The organism is Actinacidiphila yanglinensis (assembly GCF_900107965.1).
Lineage (GTDB): Bacteria > Actinomycetota > Actinomycetes > Streptomycetales > Streptomycetaceae > Actinacidiphila > Actinacidiphila yanglinensis.
Genome location: NZ_FNVU01000021.1, coordinates 54,896 through 72,276, shown reverse-complemented (window position 1 = coordinate 72,276; position 17,381 = coordinate 54,896). Strand labels below are relative to the sequence as shown.

The window sequence follows — 17,381 nt, the reverse complement described above, 5'->3', positions numbered from 1 at the left end:
CGATCAGCCCCGGGCGCCCTCCTCGGCTCCCGCGTCGCCGGACTCCTCCGACACCACCGAGCCTCGCCCGCACCCACCCCCGGCGTCGTCGTCCCACCAGCGACACCTCCCCTGCTCCCGCCGCAGTACGAAGCAGCCCCGGGCCTGCTCCCCGCCCGCGCCGGGCCGGACCGTACGGCTGTCGGTGGCACGCCCTACGGTGGACGCCATGTGGCGGTGTACGGGAATGCGCTGGCGGGAGGAGGGGGCCCGCTGGATGTGGGCGCACCCCTCGCGCGGGGTGCGGGCGAGCCCGGTCCGCCTCGGGGCGCCGCTCCACCTCGCCGTGGCCGGTGACGCGGTCCGACGGTGCGCGGGCGTGTGGCGGCGGGGCCGCGGCATCCCGTGCCCGGACAGCACCGAAGTCGCCCCCGGCGCCCGGCGCGACCAGTGCGAGACGTGTGCGGCGTTGGACCGCGCGTCCTCGGTCGCCGCGGACACCGTGCCGGACGACCGGCAGCCGTACGCCGTGTACCTGGCGTACTTCGGCCCCGGCCTGCTCAAGGTCGGCATCACCGCGGTCGCCCGCGGGCGGCTGCGCCTGCTGGAGCAGGCCGCGGTGTGCTTCACCTTCCTGGGCGAGGGCCCGCTGATGGCCGCCCGCCGCACGGAATCGGTGCTCGGCTCCGCCCTCGACGTCCCGGACCGGGTGCTCGACCCGGCCAAGCGGGAGGCCCGGCACCGCCTGCCGGGGCCCGCGGCCCGCGCCGCGGAAGTCGCCGCCCTGCACGCGCGGGTGACGGCCCTTCACGACAAGCTGCCGGAGTCGCTGCGGCGGGCCCCGCTGCGCTGCGTGGACCACGCCGAGGAGTTCGGACTCGACACGGACCCACCGCCCCCTCCCCCGGCGGCCGAGGTCACCGCGCTGCCGCCCGGCTCCGCCGTGACGGGCACGGTCCGCGCGATCGCGGGCCACGACCTGCACCTGGACACCGCCGAGGGCCCTTTGCTCCTCGACGCCCGGCTGGCCGCGGGCTGGCCGCTCAGCCGCCCCGACGGCCAGACACTCCCCGCACCGACCGCCCCGCTACGCCCCAGGACGCCGGACCCCGACCCCCTGTTCTGACCGGAACCCCCGACCGGTACGAGCGATGAAACGGCTCAACGTCCGCCACCTGGGCGAGCGCCAGCCCCGTCCCCTTGTCACGGAACCTTTCGGTCAACGGTGGCGTGGGAGTACCCACGCGAAGCTCTCGGGGAGCGCAGTTCCGCTCATCCCTTGGTGGCGACCCTCTTTTCGCGAAGGAACCCGCACGTACCAGGGGCGCGTGGGGGCACCTCCCAGCCGCCAGGCCGGGGGAGAACTGCGCGGGCAACCCACCACCGCCAAGCGATCCCCCAACCGGCAGAACGGGGCAGCCCCGGAGGCACCTCGACCCTCACGCCACCCCCCGTTCGCGGCCGAGCCGCAGAACCACCGCCGCGCCGACCACGCAGATCCCCGCGGCAGCGACAAACCCGTGGTTCGCGCCGGCCGCAAGCGCAACCGCCGGGGTCGGCCCGTGCGCGGCCGACGCCACGGACACGGTCAGGGCGAGCCCGAGCGCGGAACCGACGTACCGCGCGGTGTTGTTCGCGCCGGAGCCCATCGCGCTGCGATCAGCGGCCACGCTGGACACGGCGAGGCGGGCGAGGGCCGCGTTGAGGACGCCGCCGCCGACCCCGGCGACGGCGAGCCCCGGCACGAGGTGCCCCCAGGAACCGCCGGCCCGCATCCCGTAGAGCCCGGCCTGGCCCGCGCCGGACAGCAGCAGGCCGGCGGCGACCTGGGTGGCGGCGCCGATCCGGCCGGCGAGGTGGCGGGCGAAGAGGGCGGTGGCCGCCGACACCCCGGCCCAGACGATGAACAGCAGGCTCGCGGCGAGCGGGGTCATGCCGAGGACGAGTTCGAGTTCGGTCGGCAGGTAGCTGAACAGCCCCACGACGGCCAGCCCCGTGGCGAACGCGCCGGCGCTCGCGGCAAGGAAGGCGGGGCTGCGCCACAGCGCGGGATCGAGCATGGGCTCGCGCACCCGCCGTTCGACGCCGCCGAACAGGACCAGGAGTGCGAGCCCGGCGACGAGCGGTGCTACGACCGCGGTCCGCACCCAGCCGCTGCGGCCCTCGCCGAACGCGGCGACGAGGCAGGCGATCCCGGCGCCGAGCACCAGCGCGCCCGTCAGGTCGAGGGTGCGGGCCCGGCCGGCCCGCGACTCGGGTACCGCGGCGGTCAGCATCGCGGCCACCGCGGCGAGGGCGGCCAGTCCCCAGTACAGCGAGCGCCAGCCCCAGACCTGGGTGAGCGACGCGGCATAGCAGGGGCCGAGCGCGATCCCCGCGCCGAGGACGGCCCCGAACCACCCGAGCGCGCGCACCCGGTGCGGTCCGGCGGGGTGGGTGTGGGCGATCAGGCCGAGCCCGGCGGCGAGTACCGCGGCGCTCCCGGCGCCTTGGAGGATCCGGCCGGTGAGGAACAACGCCGTGTCGGGCGCCGCGGCCGACAGCACGCTGGCCAGGACGAGCAGCACGGCGCCCGCCCGGAACACCCGCCGCCGGCCGCGGGCGTCGGCGGTCGAGCCCATGATGAGCAGCAGCGCGGCGAGCCCCACCGGGGTGCCGGTGAACATCCAGGTCTGGGCGACCGGGCCCGCGTGCAGGCCGCCGGCGGTCGCGGCGAGCGTGGTGGCGGGTGCGGTGAAGGCCATGAGCGTCACCAGGGTGCCGATCCCGACGGCCAGCAACGTGGCACGCGCGCCGGGCCCGGGCCCCGGATCGGCATCCGGATCGGGACCACCCCTCGACTCCGGAGGAGGGTTCAGGGGCGGCGTCCCGGAACCTCGCGCGGCCTGGACATCCATACAGGGCTCCTCCGTCGAGGCGTCGGACCCTCCGCGACGCGCTGGTGGTTCCGGCGCGACCGGCGGGTCCGACGAGGCTGGTGAAGAGAGTCCGATCCATCGAGTCTGGTGAATGAACTCTCAAGGTCGACGGCAGCCTAACATCGAGAGTTCATTCACTGAACCGAGCAGTACTCTTTCCCGTATGGCACTCGGCACCGACTACGCCCAGCAGGACTGCTCCCTGGCCCGCGCCCTCGAGGTCGTCGGCGAGCGCTGGAGCCTGCTGATCCTTCGGGACGCCTTCTACGGCGTGCGCAGGTTCAACGACTTCCTGGTCCACCTCGACATCCCGCGCGCCGTGCTCACCACCCGCCTCACCGCCTTCACGGAGGCGGGCGTGCTGCGCAAGGCGGCCTACCAGCAGTCCCCGCCGCGGTACGACTACCTGCTGACCGACGCGGGCCTCGAACTGTGGCCGGTGGTGCACGGCCTGGCGCTGTGGGGCGGCCGGCACGCCACCCCGGGCGGCCCGTTGCGGACCTTCCATCACGAGCGGTGCGGCACCCGGCTGGACGCCGCCGGCGGCTGCGGGCGCTGCGGGGTGCACCAGGTGCCGCCCGCCGACGTGGAGATGCGCTCGCACTACGGCCCGCAGGGTCCCGAGCGGGACGACCCGATCTCCGCGGTGCTCGCCGAACGCCGGCTGCTGCTGCGCCCCGTACGTGCCACCACGTGACCGGGTGCGTTTGCCGGGGTCGATGATCCGGGCAATTCGTAGGGGTCTACGGAGAAGGGGGCACCGTGATCATCTGGGTGAACGGTGCGTTCGGCGCTGGCAAGTCCAGTGCGGCGCGCGAAATGCTGGACCTGGTACCGGAGAGCACCCTGTACGACCCGGAGGCGCTCGGCGGCTGCCTGCGCCAACTACTGCCGGAGAAGCGGCTCGACGAGGTCACCGACTACCAGGAACTGGCGATCTGGCGGCGGTTGGTGGTGGAGACCGCCGCCGCACTGCTCGCCGAGGTGGGGGGCGTGCTGGTCACACCGATGACGCTGCTGTGCCAGGAGCACCGGGACGAGATATTCGGCGGGCTGGCGGCCCGGGGCATCGAGGTCCGACATGTGCTGCTTGACCCCGGAGAAACGATCCTGCGTTCCCGGATCACCGCCAGGACGGATTTTCCGGACAATCCCGCGGCCGACGACACCGCCCGGCGCTGGGCGCTGGACCGCATCGCGGACTACACCGCGGCGTTGCCCTGGCTGACCGGCGACGCGTACGTGATCGGCACCGCCGGGCTCAGCCCGCGGCAGACCGCGGTGGCGGTCACCGAGGCGGTCGGCCGCGGCGAGGGCGTCTGCGGGATCATCCAGACGCCCGAGCCGCGCGCCGAGACGGTGGCCGCCGGGGTGCTGCTCTTCGACGACGCCGACCGGGTGCTGCTGGTGGACCCGACCTACAAGCCGGGCTGGGAGTTCCCCGGCGGCATCGTGGAGCGCGGCGAGTCGCCCGTCCGCGCAGGCCATCGCGAGGTGGCCGAGGAACTGGGCATCGAGCTGAACAGGGGGCTGGAACTGCTCGTCGTGGACTGGGAACCGCCGCACCCGCCCGGCCACGGCGGCCTGCGACTGCTCTTCGACGGTGGCCGGATGCCCTCCGCCGACATCGGCCGGTTGCTGCTGCCCGACGCCGAGTTGCGCGGCTGGCGGTTCGTCACCGAGGACGAGGCCGCCGGTCTGCTGCCCCCGGTCCGGCTGGACCGGCTGCGCTGGGCACTGCGGGCACGGGAACAGGGCCGCGCCCTCAACCTGGAGGCCGGGCACCCCGCCACACGCTGACCGGGGCCCAGGGGCGTCGGATCCACGCCGACCGACGCCCCGCGCCACGCAACGAACCGTCAGGCGCTCTGCTCGGCCGAGCGCGCCGCCGCATAGCGGTTCAGGAAGAGCGCCTCGGTCAGCGCCATCCGCTCCAACTCCTGCGGCGACACGCTCTCGTTGACCGCGTGGATCTGCGCCTCGGGCTCGCTCAGCCCGATCAGCAGGATCTCGGCCTCCGGGTAGAGGGTGGCCAGGGTGTTGCACAGCGGGATGGAACCGCCCTGGCCCACCACCGCCATCTCCTCGCCGTACGCCTCGCGCATCGCCTCCGCCATCGAGGCATAAGCGGGGCTGGCGGTGTCCGCGGCGAACGGCTGCCCGCTCCCGCGCTGCGCCACCTCGACCTTCGCGCCCCAGGGCGCCGCCGCCCGCAGGTGGGCCTCCAGCGCCTCGGCGCTCCGCTCGGCGGTGAAGCCCGGGGGCACCCGGATGCTCACCAGGGCACCGGCCTCGGCCTGCACCGACGGGGTGGCACCGACCACCGGCGGCGCGTCGATGCCGAGCACGGTGACCGCGGGCCGGGCCCACAGCCGATCGGCGATCGCGCCGCCGCCGACCAGGTCCACTCCGTCCAGCACCTTGGCGTCGCGGCGGAAGTCGGCCTCGTCATAGGCCAGTCCGGTCCACTCGCCGGAGCCGTCCAGGCCGTCGACGGTGGTCGCGCCGGACGCGTCGCGCAGGCTGGCGAGCATCTGGATCAGGGCGGCCAGGGCGTCGGGGGCCGCACCGCCGAACTGCCCGGAGTGCAGGTTCCCCCCGAGGGTCGCCACCCGGACCTCCATCAGCACCATGCCGCGCAACGACGAGGTGACCGTCGGCAGGCCGACCCGGAAGTTGCCGGTGTCGCCGATCACGATGGCGTCGGCGGTCAGCAGGTCGGGGTGCGCCTCGGCGTACCGCTCCAGGCCGCCGGTGCCCTGCTCCTCGGAACCCTCGACGATCACCTTCACGTTGAGCGGGACGCCGCCGTGCTCGGCGAGCGCGCGCAGCGCGGTGAGGTGCATCACCAGACCGCCCTTGCAGTCGGCCGCACCGCGTCCGTACCACCGGCCGTCCCGCTCGGTCAGCTCGAACGGCGGGGAAAGCCACGCCGATTCGTCCAGCGGCGGCTGGACGTCGTAGTGCGCGTACAGCAGCACCGTCGGCGCGTCGGCCGGGCCCGGCAGCCGGCCGTAGACCGACTGGGTGCCGTCGGGCGTGTCGAGCAGGGCCAGCTCGTCGAAGCCCTCCTGCCGCAGCGCGTCCACGATCCACGCCGCGGCCTTGTGCGACTCGCTGCGGGGGAACTGCCGCTCGTCGGCCACCGAGGCGAACGACACCAGCTCGGCCAGCTCGGTCCTGGCACGGGGGATCAGCGACGCGACGGTCTCGGACAGCGGGACTGACGACATGAGTTCTCCTGGTAGAGGGTGGACGGGGCCGACACGACGGCAACGAAAGAGTGACAAACGACGACAGACACCGGCGCACCGGGCCCCCACCTGGACCGGCGGGCCGCTGCCGATGGTGCCACAGCGAGCCCTTGGCCACGGGCGCAATAGGATGCTTGCGAAGAGCGCTGAACAGCGAGGACGGCCGAGCGTGGCGAGCGGGAGCGAAAACGACGTGAGCGGTGAGCAGGCGGCGCAGGGCAGCGGCGCGGAGGACGACCAGACCCAGACGGTCTGGGACGTCGTGGTGATCGGCGCGGGCCCGGCGGGCGCGTCGGCCGCCCACGCGGCAGCCGTGACCGGCCGGCGGGTCCTGCTGCTGGAGAAGGCCGAACTTCCCCGCTACAAGACCTGCGGCGGCGGCATCATCGGGCCGTCCCGGGACGCGCTGCCGCCCGGCTACGAACTCCCGCTGCGCGACCGGGTGCACGCGGTGACCTTCAGCCTCAACGGCCGGCTCACCCGCACCAAGCGCTCCCGGCAGATGCTCTTCGGCCTCATCAACCGCCCCGAGTTCGACAACGGGCTGGTCGAGGCCGCCCGTGAGGCCGGCGCCGAGGTCCGCACCGGAGTCACCGTCACCCGGGTCGAACAGCACGGCCCCGGCGTGCCCGACCGCCGGACCGTCGCGGTCGTCGTCACCAACGGCGGCATCGCCGGCAAGCGCGCCGCGGAGGAGATCGTCTACGCCCGCGCGGTGGTCGGCGCCGACGGCAGCGCCAGCCGCATAGGAGCCCATGTCGGGGTGAAGCTCGACCAGGTCGACCTCGGGCTGGAGTCCGAGATCCCGGTGCCCGCCTCGGTGGCGGAGGACTGGACCGGCCGGGTCCACATCGACTGGGGCCCGCTGCCGGGCAGTTACGGCTGGGTCTTCCCCAAGGGCGACTCCCTCACGGTGGGTGTGATCTCCGCGCGCGGCGACGGGGGCGCCACCAAGCGCTATCTGGACGACTTCATCGCCCGGCTCGGCCTGTCCGGATTCGAGCCCAGCGTCTCCTCCGGGCACCTGACCCGCTGCCGCTCCGACGACTCCCCGCTCTCCCGCGGCCGCGTGCTGGTCTGCGGCGACGCGGCCGGGCTGCTGGAGCCCTGGACCCGCGAGGGCATCTCCTACGCCCTGCGCTCCGGCCGGCTGGCCGGCGAGTGGGCGGTGCGCATCGCTGAGGCCCACGACGCGGTGGACGCCCGCCGCCAGGCCCTCAACTACGCCTTCGCGGTCAAAGCCGGGCTCGGTGTCGAGATGGGCGTGGGGCGGCGGATGCTGGCGCTCTTCGAGCGTCGCCCCGGACTGCTCCACGCGGTACTGACCAGTTTCCCGCCGGCCTGGCGCGCCTTCGCCGGGATCACCCGGGGCAAGCGCTCGCTGGCCGACCTGGTGCGCACCCACCCGATCGCCCGTCGCGCGCTGGACGCGGTCGACCGCACCTGACCGCCCCCGCGGCGGTCGCTGCGGCGACCGCCGCCCGGGCGCGACCGGGCCCCCGCCTCACCGCTTGCCCGGGGCCCGGTCGATCCGGAAGACCGGGTGCTTGGGCGCTATCGCGCGCAGCTCCTGCTCCGAGGAATCCGGCCCCACCCCGTCGAAGAACACGCCCACTTCGGCCTTCCAGCGCTTGAGGTAGGCGCGCAGCACGGCGGGCTTGTCGTCGTCCCCGACCTCGGTGGCGGTGAACTCCTCCACCCGCTTGCCGAGCAGGAGCCGGCCCCCGCCCGCGACCCGCATGTTGTACGTCCACTGGACGTGGCCGCGCGGCGCGACGAGGTAGCGCTCGTCGTCGAGGGTCAGCACGTTGACCGGGGTACGGCGCCACTCACCGCTCTTGCGGCCGCGGACGGCCAGCACCCGGGAGCCCCAGACGCTCAGCCCGCGGTCGGTCAGCCAGGCGATGCTGCGGTTGAGGACGTTGACAGTGAACCAGCCCGGCTTCTTGACGTGCGGGGCGGCTGCGGCCTGCTCGGACATGATGGCTCCCTCATGGGATATGTGGACACCCGCCCACTTGTGTGAGCGGTGCTCTCGCTTGAGAACAGTGTGCACGACCTTCGCCCGAAAAAGCAAGAGCACTGCTCTCGTTCGTGGACGGCGATCTCTTTCCGTGGCACACTGAGGTCATGAGCGTGATCAAAGGGGCCAGGGAACGGGCCAGGGACGAAATCACCGCGGCCATCAAGGACGAGGCCCGCCGGCAGCTCGCCGACGAGGGCGCGGCGCGGCTGTCCCTGCGGGCGGTGGCCCGCGAACTCGGCATGGCCTCCTCCGCCCTGTACCGCTACTACCCCAGTCGCGACGACCTGCTCACCGCCCTCATCATCGACGCGTACGACGAGGTCGGCTCGGCCGCCGAGGAGGCGCTGGCCGCCGCGCTGCGCGCCGAGCCGCTCGACCGCTGGACCGCGGTCTGCCGCGCCTCCCGCGACTGGGCGGTCGCCCACCCGCATGAGTACGCCCTGATCTACGGCTCCCCCGTGCCCGGTTACGCCGCGCCGCAGGACACCGTCGTGCCCGCCTCGCGGGTCGGCCTCGCGCTGATAGAGGTGGCGAAGGACGCCCACGCGGAGGGCAGGCTCGGCGACCCCGCGGGCGGTCCGCTGGCGCAGCCGGTCCGGGCCGACGCCGTCCGGCTGGCCGAGGAGCTTGCCCCGGAGCTGCCCGCTCCGGTGATCGCCGCGCTCGTCGCCGCCTGGGCCCAGGTCTTCGGCATCGTCAGCTTCGAGGTGTTCGGCCAGTTCAACCAGGTGGTCGAGGCCCGCGGCCCCTTCTTCGACCAGGCCGCCGCCGCGCTCGGCCTCCAGGTCGGGCTGCCCCCGCAGGACCGGATACCCGATACAGCGGATCGGCCGGACCCGCTCGCCGCACCCGACACGCCTGCCGCAAGCGGTACGGACGGCGCCGGGATGGACGACGACGCCCCGGGCGACCGGCGGAAGCACGCGAACCAGCGGGCGTAGCCTCCCCGGAGCCGGTCCGCGGAACCGCCGACCCCTCTCCGCGGACAGCCGCGGTGGAGCCGTCCCGTGGCCGACAGCGGATGCCGCGCACCTCCGAGTACTTCGGACGAAGTAGTCGCGTCGCCGACCGGCGGTGGACGCCAAGCCGGTGACGGGCGGTCTAGCGTGGGACGCGTGACGTACGAGAACCCGCAGCGACCCCATCACCGCGGGCTTCTGCGCGCTCGGTCCGTATGGGTGCCGGTGATCGTGCTGACGCTCATCCAGGTGGGCGGCACCAGGGTGGCCGGGCGGCACCAGCCGGACCGTACCGACCTGGACGCGCTGGGATACGTCCTGTTGCTCGCCGGGCCGGCGATGCTGCTGTTCCGTCGCCGGCAACCGGTCGCCGTCGCGGCCGGCACCGCCGCCGTCACGCTGCTCTACATCGTGCTCGGCTATCCGTACGGACCGGTGTTCCTCGCGATGGTGGTCGCGTTCTTCAGCGCGGTCGCGTCCGGCCACCGCAGGGCCGTGCTGATCATCGCGGCGCTGACCTACGCCGCCCACATCCTGGTCGGCACCTGGCTCTACCAGTGGCTGCCGCCGTCCGGCGACCGGCGGGTGTCCTGGACGGAAGTGTCGGGCGTCGGCGCGTGGTTGCTGGCGGTGCTCGCCGCGGCCGAGCTGTTCCGGGTCCGGCGGGAGCAGATCGCCCGCGACCGGCGGGAGCGGGCGGAGGCCGAGCGCCGGAAGGTCGACGAGGAACGGCTGCGGATCGCCCGCGAGTTGCACGACGTCCTCGCCCACAGCATCTCGGTGATCAACGTGCAGGCCGGCGTGGCGCTCGCCCTGATGGACAAGCGCCCGGAGCAGGCCAGGACCGCGCTGACCACGATCAAAGCGGCCAGCAAGGAGGCGCTCGGCGAGGTCCGCCAGGTGCTCGGCACCCTGCGTGCGCCCGGGGAGGCCCCGCGCTCCCCTGCCCCGGGTCTTGACCGGCTGCCCGAACTCGTCGAGCAGGCCACCGTCGCGGGGCTCGCCGCCGACGTCGCGATCGAGGGCGACCGCGTGCCGCTGTCGCCCGGTACCGACCTGGCCGCCTTCCGGATCGTCCAGGAGGCGCTCACGAACATCATGCGGCACTCCGGGTCCCGCACCGCGCGGATCCGGCTGACGTACCGGCCCGACGCCGTCGAGGTACTGGTCGACGACGACGGCCCGGCGGTCGCGGGCGGCGAGACAGGCGGCGGCAACGGCCTGGTCGGGATGCGGGAACGGGCCGGTGCGCTCGGCGGTAACGTGAGCGCCGGGCCCCGCGGCGACGGCGGCTTCCGGGTCCGGGCGGTGCTCCCACTGGCCGCGCGCGCGGAGGACGGCGACCCCGGTACCACCGACCAGAGCTGCGCCTGGGGACCCATGCAGCAGCCCGGTCCGCAAGGCCCGCACGACCCGCCCCGCCCCCCCGGTCCACCCGGCTCATCCCTCCGCACCGGCCTGTCCTCCGCCAAGGAGCGCCCATGATCCGCGTATTGCTGGCCGACGACCAACTCCTGGTCCGCGCGGGGTTCCGGGCGCTGCTGGACGCGCAGGAGGACATCGAGGTGGTCGGCGAGGCGGCCGACGGCGCGCAGGCCGTCCGTTTGGTGCGCGAACTGACCCCGGACGCGGTGCTGATGGACATCCGGATGCCGCTGATGGACGGCCTGGCCGCCACCCGTACGATCACCGCGGACCCGGCGCTCGCGGAGGTGCGGGTGGTGGTGCTCACCACCTTCGAACTCGACGAGTACGTCTTCGAGGCCATCCGGGCGGGCGCGTCCGGGTTCCTGGTGAAGGACACCGAGCCGGCCGAACTCCTGCGCGCGGTCAGGGCGGTGGTCGGAGGCGACGCCCTGCTCTCCCCCGGCGTCACCCGGCGGCTGATCGCCGAGTTCGCCGCCCGTTCCAAGGAGCCGGCGGCAGCGGCGGACCTCGACCAGCTCACCGACCGGGAGCGCGAGGTGATGGCACTGGTCGGCATCGGCCTGTCCAACGAGGAGATCGCCCGGCGGCTGGTGGTCAGCCCGCTCACCGCGAAGACGCACGTCAGCCGGGCCATGGTGAAGCTCGGCGCCCGCGACCGGGCCCAACTCGTCGTGCACGCCTACGAGTCCGGGCTGGTCCGGCCCGGCTGGCTCGGCTGATCCCTTCGCGGCGCCGCAGCAATCCCAGCCGGACACGCCCCGACCGTCCCGCCCCCTACTGACGCACCCTCGCTGACCCGCCCTCAGCCGACGCGACCTCAGCCGTCGTGGCCACCCGACCCGCCGGTCCCGCCGCTTCGACCACTCCCCGCGCTCTCCTCCCGCTTCCCCCCGCTGCTCGCGGCGCGCCGCACCACCCGCCGCGGCCGGTGCCGCGCCACCGGCGGGAGCCCCGCATCGCCCGCGTCGCCGTACGTCTCCGGGACGGGTACCGCATCCCACGGGTACCAGGGGTCCTTCCGCCGCTGCCGGGCGCGGCGTTCGAACCGCAGGAGCGTCAGCACGATCCGGCCGAAGAACAGCACGGCTGCCACGAGCATCGCCGCGGTGACGCAGCCGGAACGCGCCCTGCCGTGCACGACGCCCGCCATCACGGGCGCGGTCACGACGAGGAAACCGACCGCGCCGAGGACGGCGGCGGTCGCCACCGCGTACATCGTCTCCACGGTGGCGGCCTCACGCTCCGCCTGGGTCCGCCGCCCGACCGTGCCCCGGTCTCCCCTGGCCGCACCGTTCATGTCCACCGCCTCGCCCTTCTCCGTACCACGGGTTCATAGACGGCGTACAGTACCGCCGCGTTCCCCGACACCCCGCCCCCGCACATCCGCGGGCACGCCCGTCCCCAGGGTGAACACGCGGGCCGGCCCCGCGCGTTCCCTCCTCGCGCGGGGCCGGCCGGTCGGTCGGGTCCTACGGGTTCGGCTTCACCTTCAAGTCCGGCTCCGGTCCCGGTCCCCGTCCGGCTCAGTCGCGCACCACCGTCCGTCCTTCGTGCCCGGTCGTCCCGGCGGCGTCCACGCCGGCACCGCCGACCGCGGCCGTCTCGACGGCACCGTCAGCGGCGTCTACGTCGATGCGTGCCGGCTCCGTCTCGGAGGAGGCGACGAGGATGCCGTAGGAAGGACGGCGGCGGCGCAGCCCGGACAGGGTGAGCAGCAGGCCGGCGAAGCCGATCCCGGTCACCACCCACAGGCCGGGGCGGTAGCTGTCGAGGGTGCCCTGCGGGGTGGCGGGGTGGCTTCCGGCGCTGGAGGTGACCACCGCGGTGACCACGGCGAGGAAGATCGCGCCGCCCACCTGGAAGGACGTGTTGAGCAGCCCCGAGACCATGCCCTGCTCGTCGTCGCGGACGCCGTTGGTGGCCTGGATGTTCAGGGACGGGAAGGCGGTCGCGAAGGCACCGCCGAGCAGCAGCATCGAGGGCAGGATGACCGCCGCGTAGTTCGGGTGGAGGCCGATCCGCAGGAAGAGCACGTAGCCGACGACCAGCGAGGTGAAGCCGGCGGCGATCACCCGCGGGGTGCCGAAGCGGTCGACGACCGGGCCCATCCGGGTGGACAGGATCGCGACGAGCGAGCCCGCGGGCAGGAAGGCGAGCGCGGTCTGCATGGCGCTGTAGCCCAGGACGTTCTGGAGGTACTGCGTGACGAGGAACTGGAAGGCGACGTACGACCCGAAGAAGGTGGCGGCGCCGAGGTTGGCGCGGACCTGGCTGGAGTTGCGGAGCACCCCGAGCCGGACCAGCGGGTAGGACGAGCGCTGCTCGATGACGGTGAACAGGGCCAGCAGGACCGCGACCGCGGCGAAGGAGCCGAGCGTGCGGGCCGAGGCCCATCCGACGCTGGACGCCGAGACCACGGTGAACACCAGCAGCAGCATGGAGCCCGCACCGGTGACGGCACCAGGCAGGTCGAAGCCGCGGCCGTCTGCCTTGTCACGCGGGATCTTCGGGATCAGCTTCAGACCGGCGATCAGGGCGATGACCGCGACAGGCGCGGGCAGCAGCATCGTCCAGCGCCAGCCGGCCTCGGTGAGGAAGCCGGAGAGCACCAGGCCCATCGAGAAGCCGGTGGCACCGCAACTGGAGTAGATGGTCAGCGCCTTGTTGCGGACCGGGCCCTCGGGGAAGGTCGTGGTGATGATGGACAGGCCCGCGGGAGCGGTGAACGCGGCGCTGAGGCCCTTCACGAAGCGGGTGGCGATCAGCAGGTCGCCGGAGTCGACCAGGCCGCCCAGCAGCGAGGCCACCGCGAAGACGCCGAGCGCGATCAGGAAGACGCGGCGTCTGCCGAGCAGGTCGGCCGCGCGGCCGCCGAGGAGCAGCAGGCCGCCGTAGCCGAGGATGTAGCCGCTGACGACCCATTGCAGCGAGGACGTGGACAGGTGCAGGTCGCTGCCGATCGAGGGCAGGGCCACACCGACCATGGAGACGTCGAGCGCGTCGAGGAACAGCGCGGCGCACAGCACGAGGAGGGTGCCCCACTGGAGGGCACTCCATCGCTCGCCGGAGCGGGAGACGGGGGAGGACGGGACTGACGGAGAGGTCATGGCGAACAGATTACATGCATGCGCATCCAATGCAAGCGCATTTAATGCCCGTGCATACGGGTCCGTTTTCTGCTACCGTGGCGGCATGACAGGCGACAAGGGTGAGCGCGCGCTCGTGCAGGAATGGCGGGACATCCTGGCCGTTCACGCCCGCACTGCCTGCGAGATCGATCGCGAGCTGCACCAGTACGGACTGGGCGCCAGCGACTTCGAGGTCCTCGACGTGCTGGTCGGCGAGGACGCGGAGGACGGCTGCACCTTCCGCGTGCAGGAGCTGGCCGATCGCGTGCACCTCAGCCAGAGCGCGCTGTCCCGGCTGGTGGCCCGCCTGGAGAAGGAGGGCCTGGTCGACCGCGGCATCTGCAGCGAGGACCGGCGCGGAGTCCGCGTCGCGATCACGGAGGCCGGCCGCAAGCGCCATGAGCAGGCCCGCCCGTGCCACCGCGCCGTGCTGGAGCGCATGCTCGTCAAGTCCTGACGGATCAGGTTCCTCCGGCATCGACGTCCCCGAAGCCCCCGAACCCTGGGGTACGGCGTCCCCGTCCAGCGCGTCGGTCTTCAGCGTGACGTGAGCGCGCGGCGGCGGGCGGTGCGGACCGCCCAGCCGATCAGCAGCGCATCCAGGGCGGCGGAGACAGCCGCCGCGACCAGGGTCAGCGTCCATCCGCTCCAACCATCGGCCGCCGCCTGAACGTCCAGCCCGCCCGCGGCCACGAACAGCCGCCAGAGCACCGGCGTCCACGGCAGCGTGGCGAGTTCGAGCAGCACGCCCGGGAACGACACCGCGGGGTCGCCCGCGACCGCCGTCTCCACCAGCGTCAGCACCAGGCACACCGCGACCGCGGCGAGGTAGATCCGGGAGGACCGCTCCCTGACCACGGCACGGGCCGTACGGACGGCCCAGGGCTGCATGTGCATCGGCTCCTCCTGCGTTCGTGGCCGCGGCGACCGGACGCACCGGGGTTCCGCGCGCACCCGGGTACGCGTCCACGGAGGGGTCTTCCGCCCGGGCGGACGTCACATCGGTGTGCGGCGCCGCGCTGTCGGACGTCCGGGTGCCCAACAGGATGCCGCCTCGGCGCCGTTTCCGCGCCGGTGAGGTACGTCAAACCGTGCGGGGCGGCGCCGTGTGCCGTACCGACCAGGCGATCAGCGCGGCCAGAGCGGCGAGGGCGGAGACCGTGGTGAGGGCCGTGGGCAGGCCGACCGCGTCGGTGAGGAAGCCGATGGAGGGCGGGCCGAGCAGCATCCCGCCGTAGCCGACGGTGGACGCGGCGGCCACCCCGCTGGGACCGGTCAGCTCGCCCGCGCGCGCGATGGCGGTCGGGAAGAGGTTCGCCAGTCCGAGGCCGGTCAGCGCGAAGCCGACCATCACCAGCGCGGTGTACGGCGCGAGCGCGCCCACCAGCATCCCGGCGCACGCGGTCAGCCCGCCGAGCACCAGCGCGCGACTCTGCCCGAGCCGGGTGATCAGGGCCGCGCCCGTCAGCCTCCCGATGGTCATCGCCGAAGTGACGCACGCGTATCCGGCCGCGGCGATGCCGGGGCCGTTGTGCAGGTCCTGCTGGATGTGCAGCGCACCCCACTCGGCGAGCGCGCCCTCGCCGTAGGCCGAGCAGCCGGCGATCAGGCCGAACACCGCGACCAGCAGGGCCGTCCGGCGGCCTCGTCCGCGCCCGGCCGTGACATCGGGTCCGGGCCGATCGGGGACCGCGGCCCCGCCCCCGCCGGCAGCCGCGTTCCCGCCCGGGGCCGCGCCCTCCCCCGTGCCGTCGACCGCGGCCTCGGGCGCCGTGCCCGCCTCGGTGGCCGCGCGCGCCGCGGGAGTACGTCCGCCGTGGCTGAGCGGATGGGCCAGCAGCACCCGCCCCGCGAACACCACGGTCAGCAGCCCGATCGGGGTGAGCAGCAACAGGTGGGTGGCGGGCGACAGATGCGGGGCCAGCACGCCGCCGATGCCCGCGCCGAGCAGGCCGCCCATGCTGTAGGCGGCGTGGAACCCCGACATCACCGGGCGGCGGAGAGCGGCCACGAGGTCGACCGCGACGCTGTTCATCGCGACGTTGAGACCGCCGTAGGACATGCCGAACAGGAGCAGGACCAGTCCCAGCGCCAGGGCGGAATGGGTACGCGGTGGCAGGGCCACGCTGATCGCCAGCATCGCGGCGGTCACGGCGGTCACCCGCTCGTTGCCGAACACGCGGCACAATCGCCCGGTGATCACCATCGTGGCGACCGCACCGACCGACACGCCGAGCAGCGCCAGCCCCAACTGCCCCGCGGACGCGCCGACCTGGGCCTTGATCGCCGGGATGCGCACCACCCACCCGGCGAACAGGAAACCGTCCACCCCGAAGAAGACCGTCAGCGCGACGCGCAGCGCGCGGAGGGATGGGTCGGTGGTGGATGTGTGGTGGGATCGGGACAGCGCCGTCCCTATTTTGTTCAGCGTCGGCACAAAGTGAGAATAGAGTGGTGACACAGATTCGGACAAGGCTTGAGCGTGGCCGAGGCGCGCTCGGACCCGCGCTCGGCCTGGTACACACCGGCCGCGCGGCCACCCGCGCCCTGCTCACGGCGGAACTCGGTGTGACCAGGGCCACGGCGGGGGCGGTGGCGGCCGAACTCGAAGCGCTCGGCCTGATCAGGGTGGACACCCGGCCGACCGGTCCGTCCGGTGCGCAGGGCCGGCCCTCCCACCGGCTGGAGGTGGCCGCCGACGGGCCGGTCGTACTCGCGGCGCAGGTGCACGCGGACGGCTTCCGGGCCGCGCTGGTCGGCCTCGGCGGCGAGACCGTGGCCACCGCGCCCGGGTGCATGACGGTGCCGGCCGATCCCGCGCATGTCCTCGGCGAGGTCGTCGCGGCCGGGCTGCAGCTGCTGCGCACGCACGGGCGGACCTGCGTGGGCGCCGGGCTCGCCGTGCCGTCCGCGGTCGCCGAACCCGAGGGCACCGCCCTCAACCCGCTGCACCTCGCCTGGCCGGCCGGTGCGCCCGTGCTGCGCATCTTCACCGAGCAGATCGCCAAGGCGGGCATCACCGGGCCCGGCGGGCGGCCGGTGCCCTGCTTCGTCGGCAACGACGTCAACGTGGCGGCGCTCGCCGAACACCGCCACGGAGCCGGGCGCGACGCCCAGCACCTGCTGGTGGTCGCCTCCGGCCACCGCGGCGTGGGTGGCGCCCTCGTCCTCGACGGGCACCTGCACACCGGGAGTTCGGGCCTCGCCCTGGAGGTCGGCCATCTCACCGTCCGGCCCGACGGGCGCCCCTGCCACTGCGGCTCCCGCGGCTGCCTCGACGTCGAGGCCGACCCGCTGGCCTTCATCGAGGCCGCCGGGCGCCCGGCGGGGCCCGAGATCTCGCTGCTGGAGCAGTCCCGCGACCTGCTGAGCACGGAGTACGACGATCCGGCGGTGCGCGGCGCCGCCCACACCCTCATCGACCGGCTCGGTACCGGCCTGGCCGGGCTGGTCAACGTGCTCAACCCGGACCGCATCCTGCTCGGCGGCCTGCACCGGCACCTGCTGGACGCCGACCCCGAGCGGCTGCGGGCGGTGGTCGCCGACCGCAGCCTGTGGGGGCGCAGCGGGAGCGTGCCGCTGCTGGCCTGCGCGCTCGACCACAACAGCCTCGTCGGCGCCGCCGAACTCGCCTGGCAGCCCGTGCTGGACGACCCGCTCGCGGTACTCGGCGGCTGACGGCCGCGGGG

The 17,381-nt window shown here is 73.9% G+C and carries 16 protein-coding genes and 1 pseudogene; 9 read left to right on the top strand and 8 right to left on the bottom strand.

What is annotated here, in order from left to right; translation table 11 throughout:
- Positions 1-3 precede the first annotated feature (3 nt).
- A complete protein-coding gene (locus tag C4U44_RS41750) occupies positions 4-210 on the bottom strand; it encodes a hypothetical protein (RefSeq protein ID WP_103889837.1) in 207 nt (68 codons plus the stop codon).
- Between C4U44_RS41750 and C4U44_RS33375 the strand changes: the two genes are divergently transcribed.
- Entirely contained in the window at positions 209-1,105 is an 897-nt protein-coding gene (locus C4U44_RS33375) for a DUF2797 domain-containing protein (RefSeq protein WP_235032537.1), read from the top strand. The genes C4U44_RS41750 and C4U44_RS33375 overlap by 2 nt on opposite strands.
- 313 nt (positions 1,106-1,418) lie before the next feature.
- On the opposite strand, the gene C4U44_RS33370 is transcribed toward C4U44_RS33375, so the two are convergent.
- Entirely contained in the window at positions 1,419-2,759 is a 1,341-nt protein-coding gene (locus tag C4U44_RS33370; protein ID WP_200823495.1) for an MFS transporter, read from the bottom strand.
- 301 nt (positions 2,760-3,060) lie between these two features.
- Here C4U44_RS33370 and C4U44_RS33365 point away from each other — a divergent pair, with 301 nt between their 5' ends.
- Together C4U44_RS33365 and C4U44_RS33360 are read left to right on the top strand one after the other, a co-directional pair.
- Positions 3,061-3,594 carry a winged helix-turn-helix transcriptional regulator gene (locus tag C4U44_RS33365; RefSeq protein ID WP_103889834.1) on the top strand — a complete coding sequence of 178 codons (534 nt, stop codon included), beginning with the start codon at positions 3,061-3,063 and terminating at the stop codon, positions 3,592-3,594.
- Between the two features lie 65 nt (positions 3,595-3,659).
- Entirely contained in the window at positions 3,660-4,697 is a 1,038-nt protein-coding gene (locus C4U44_RS33360; RefSeq protein WP_103889833.1) for an NUDIX hydrolase, read from the top strand.
- Between the two features lie 59 nt (positions 4,698-4,756).
- On the opposite strand, the gene C4U44_RS33355 is transcribed toward C4U44_RS33360, so the two are convergent.
- A complete protein-coding gene (locus tag C4U44_RS33355; RefSeq protein ID WP_103889832.1) occupies positions 4,757-6,130 on the bottom strand; it encodes a dipeptidase in 1,374 nt (457 codons plus the stop codon).
- Between the two features lie 214 nt (positions 6,131-6,344).
- Here C4U44_RS33355 and C4U44_RS33350 point away from each other — a divergent pair, with 214 nt between their 5' ends.
- Entirely contained in the window at positions 6,345-7,598 is a 1,254-nt protein-coding gene (locus C4U44_RS33350; RefSeq protein WP_235032536.1) for a geranylgeranyl reductase family protein, read from the top strand.
- Between the two features lie 57 nt (positions 7,599-7,655).
- On the opposite strand, the gene C4U44_RS33345 is transcribed toward C4U44_RS33350, so the two are convergent.
- The gene (locus C4U44_RS33345) at positions 7,656-8,132 is read right to left on the bottom strand and encodes a nitroreductase family deazaflavin-dependent oxidoreductase (RefSeq protein WP_103889830.1); all 477 of its coding nucleotides are present in this window, start codon (positions 8,130-8,132) and stop codon (positions 7,656-7,658) included.
- A gap of 149 nt (positions 8,133-8,281) precedes the next feature.
- Here C4U44_RS33345 and C4U44_RS33340 point away from each other — a divergent pair.
- The 3 genes and pseudogenes from C4U44_RS33340 to C4U44_RS33330 all read left to right on the top strand — a co-directional run.
- A pseudogene (locus C4U44_RS33340) lies at positions 8,282-8,974 on the top strand (TetR/AcrR family transcriptional regulator); the annotation flags it as partial.
- Positions 8,975-9,292: 318 nt separating this feature from the next.
- A complete protein-coding gene (locus C4U44_RS33335) occupies positions 9,293-10,621 on the top strand; it encodes a sensor histidine kinase (protein WP_322973715.1) in 1,329 nt (442 codons plus the stop codon).
- The gene (locus C4U44_RS33330; protein WP_103889827.1) at positions 10,618-11,283 is read left to right on the top strand and encodes a response regulator; all 666 of its coding nucleotides are present in this window, start codon (positions 10,618-10,620) and stop codon (positions 11,281-11,283) included. Before C4U44_RS33335 ends, C4U44_RS33330 begins: the two co-directional genes overlap by 4 nt.
- A 98-nt stretch (positions 11,284-11,381) precedes the next feature.
- On the opposite strand, the gene C4U44_RS33325 is transcribed toward C4U44_RS33330, so the two are convergent.
- Together C4U44_RS33325 and C4U44_RS33320 are read right to left on the bottom strand one after the other, a co-directional pair.
- Complete coding sequence (locus C4U44_RS33325; RefSeq protein ID WP_235032553.1) at positions 11,382-11,861, bottom strand: DUF6332 family protein; 480 nt, start codon at positions 11,859-11,861, stop codon at positions 11,382-11,384.
- 226 nt (positions 11,862-12,087) lie between these two features.
- The gene (locus C4U44_RS33320; protein WP_103889825.1) at positions 12,088-13,671 is read right to left on the bottom strand and encodes an MFS transporter; all 1,584 of its coding nucleotides are present in this window, start codon (positions 13,669-13,671) and stop codon (positions 12,088-12,090) included.
- Positions 13,672-13,756: 85 nt separating this feature from the next.
- Here C4U44_RS33320 and C4U44_RS33315 point away from each other — a divergent pair, with 85 nt between their 5' ends.
- Positions 13,757-14,149: a MarR family winged helix-turn-helix transcriptional regulator gene (locus tag C4U44_RS33315; protein ID WP_103889824.1), complete on the top strand. Its 393-nt coding sequence runs from the start codon at positions 13,757-13,759 to the stop codon at positions 14,147-14,149.
- 80 nt (positions 14,150-14,229) lie between these two features.
- On the opposite strand, the gene C4U44_RS33310 is transcribed toward C4U44_RS33315, so the two are convergent.
- Together C4U44_RS33310 and C4U44_RS33305 are read right to left on the bottom strand one after the other, a co-directional pair.
- Entirely contained in the window at positions 14,230-14,589 is a 360-nt protein-coding gene (locus tag C4U44_RS33310; protein ID WP_103889823.1) for an SCO4225 family membrane protein, read from the bottom strand.
- Positions 14,590-14,776: 187 nt separating this feature from the next.
- Positions 14,777-16,129: an MFS transporter gene (locus tag C4U44_RS33305; RefSeq protein ID WP_200823494.1), complete on the bottom strand. Its 1,353-nt coding sequence runs from the start codon at positions 16,127-16,129 to the stop codon at positions 14,777-14,779.
- Between the two features lie 17 nt (positions 16,130-16,146).
- On the opposite strand from C4U44_RS33305, the gene C4U44_RS33300 reads away from it, so the two are divergent.
- Positions 16,147-17,370 (top strand): ROK family protein, encoded by a 1,224-nt coding sequence (locus tag C4U44_RS33300; protein ID WP_103889910.1) that lies wholly within the window; start codon positions 16,147-16,149, stop codon positions 17,368-17,370.
- The last annotated feature ends 11 nt before the right edge of the window (positions 17,371-17,381 follow it).